The organism is Mycobacterium sp. (assembly GCF_032161845.1).
GTDB lineage: Bacteria > Actinomycetota > Actinomycetes > Mycobacteriales > Mycobacteriaceae > Mycobacterium.
Genome location: NZ_JAVRQA010000053.1, coordinates 1 through 2510 on the forward strand (window position 1 = coordinate 1; position 2510 = coordinate 2510).

The 2510-nt window shown below is 67.1% G+C and carries 3 protein-coding genes; all 3 read right to left on the minus strand.

Features of this window, described 5'->3' with window-relative positions:
- Positions 1 to 268 (minus strand): BatA domain-containing protein (locus tag QOD90_RS03175; protein ID WP_526346590.1); only part of this gene is annotated, 268 nt, incomplete at its 3' end.
- Positions 269 to 337: 69 nt separating this feature from the next.
- On the minus strand, positions 338 to 1294 hold the full coding sequence (locus QOD90_RS03180; RefSeq protein WP_526346592.1) for a DUF58 domain-containing protein: 957 nt from the start codon (positions 1292 to 1294) through the stop codon (positions 338 to 340).
- Entirely contained in the window at positions 1291 to 2430 is a 1140-nt protein-coding gene (gene moxR1 / locus QOD90_RS03185; RefSeq protein ID WP_526346594.1) for a chaperone MoxR1, read from the minus strand. The genes QOD90_RS03180 and moxR1 overlap by 4 nt, the downstream gene beginning before the upstream one ends.
- Between the last annotated feature and the right edge of the window lie 80 nt (positions 2431 to 2510).

The window sequence follows — 2510 nt, forward strand, 5'->3', positions numbered from 1 at the left end:
CGTCGTTCGTCGGTCCGGCCATCGCCACGGTGAACAGGACCAGCGACAGCAGCAGCAGGATGGCGGGCAGGTGCCGCCAGCGCGCGGGCCGCTTGGGGGCCACGCTCTCCAGCAGTTCCATGTTGGCGAAGCGCAGTATTCGCTTCTGCCTGGCCACCTGGACGATGACGTACAGGCCGACCAAGCCGACGACGACCAGAAGGAAGAGGAAGAACCACGGGCTCTTGAATCCCGAAAGGCTCATCGGGCCAAAGATCGGTAATGTCATGTGCAACTTGTCATTTCAGTAATCGGTCCGCAAGCGCTCATCGCTTCCTTCTGCTCTTCGCGCAAGCGCTCATCGCCCGGCGAGGGCGCCCCGGCGGCGGCTGGCCACGAAGCGAACGACGTCGGCGATCCAGTCCCGGTCGGTGCGCAGCGTCAGTAGCGGCGCATTGCAGCGGCGCAGGGTCCTGGCCACGTCGGCGCGATGTGCCGCCGCCGCCTTGGCGAAGTCGTCACGCAACTGTGCGTCGATGGTGAACTCACGCGTGACGCCGGATTCGGTGTCCTGCAGGACCACGTCGCCGACGTCGGGTAGTTCGACGTCACGGGGGTCGATGACTTCGATGCCAAGCACCTCGTGCCGCCCGGAAATGGCCCGCAGCGGTCGCATCCAGTTGATCGGACCGAGGAAGTCGCTGATGATCACGGCCATGCCCCGCCGCCGTTCGGGCCTGCGCAACGCGTCGATGGCCTCGGACAGGTCGCCGCGCACGCCAAGCGGTGCGCGCGGCATGGTGGCGATCGCACTGAGCAACTCGTGTTCGTGGATCCGACCACTGAGTGCGGGGACGCGTTTGGTGCTCTCGCCGTTGGTGATCACCGCACCGAGGCGGTTGCCGCCGCCACTGTTGAGGAACGCGATGGCCGCCGCGGCCGCCACGGCCAGGTCGCGCTTCTCGCAGCCTGCGGTGCCGAAGTCCAGGCTCGCCGAGACGTCCACCACCAGCCAGGTCTCGAGCTCGCGGTCCGCGATCATCTGCCGCACGTGCGGCGTCGTGGTGCGCGCGGTCACCGACCAGTCCATCCGGCGGACGTCGTCACCCGGTTGATAGACGCGGGAATCGCCGGGCTCGGAACCCGGCCCTGGCACCAACCCCTGATGATCGCCGTGCAGCACGCCGTCGAGCTTGCGGCGGACCGTCAACTCGAGCTTGCGCAGAGCGGCCGAGAGCTCGGGATCCCGGATCTGACCGCGTTGCAGGGACGGCAGATCAACGAGGGACGTCGGGCCCCCAGATGAACGGGTCACCGACCGCCGGCCGCCGACGCGGCGGGCACGGCGGGCGCCACCGAATGTCCTTGCTGCGGAATCGCATTCACCTGCGGCAGCGCGACGGTCTGCATAATGCGGTTGATGACCGTCTCGGCGGAGACCTCGTCGGCGAGCGCATCGTAGGTCAACACCAGACGGTGCCGCAGCACGTCGGGGATCACCTCGACGACGTCCTGCGGGATCACGTAGTCGCGTCCGCGGATCAGCGCCAACGCCCGCGAGGCGGCGATGATGCCGAGCGACGCGCGCGGTGAGGCGCCGTAGGCGATCCACGCCTTGGCATCGGGCATGCCGAACTTCGCGGGTTCGCGGGTCGCGGTCACGATGCGGACGACGTAGTCGACGAGGGCGTGGTGGACGAAGATGCCCGCCGCAATCTCCTGCAGCCTCAGCAGGTCACCGGTGTTGAGGATCTGCTTGGGCGTCGGCGGGGTGACACCCATCCGGTAGATGATCTCGCGCTCTTCCTCCGGCGTCGGATAGTCGACGTTCAGCTTGAACAGGAAGCGGTCGCGCTGCGCTTCGGGGAGCGAGTACACGCCTTCTTGTTCGATCGGGTTCTGCGTGGCCATGACGAGGAACGGACTTGGCAGCGGGAAGGTCTTGCCGCCGAGTGAGACCTTGCGCTCGGCCATCACCTCGAGCAGCGCGGACTGCACCTTGGCGGGCGCGCGGTTGATCTCGTCGGCGAGCAGGAAGTTGACCATGACGGGGCCGACCTCGATGTCGAACTCTTCCTTGCCCACCCGATAGATGCGGGTACCGACGATGTCGGTGGGCACCAGGTCGGGCGTGAACTGAATGCGGGCGAACGTGCCGCCGACGACCTTGGCGAACGTCTCCACCGCGAGGGTCTTGGCGACGCCGGGAACACCCTCGAGCAGCACGTGTCCCTTGGCGAGCAGGCCGACCAGCATGCGCTCGACCAACAGGTCCTGACCGACGATGATCCGCTTGACCTCGAAGATCGCCCGCTCGATGGTGTGCACGTCGTTCTGCAGGTTGCCGTTCACCGGCGCAGCCTGCTGGTGACCGCCTGGCGGGAAGCCCTGCGTCGGGGCCTGCCCGGGGAAACCTCCGGCGCCCTGCGGCGGCCCACTCGGTGACGTCATTCAGTTCCTCCACATGTTCTGGTCCGACGTTGTCGTTCGGACCGCTGGTCTTGGTTCGGTTCAGTGTCGCCAGAGCCACT

Coding starts and splice junctions, on each gene's coding strand:
- moxR1 (WP_526346594.1), bottom strand. CDS start 2,430: ATGACGTCACCGAGTGGGCCGCCGCAGGGCGCCGGAGGTTTCCCCGGG.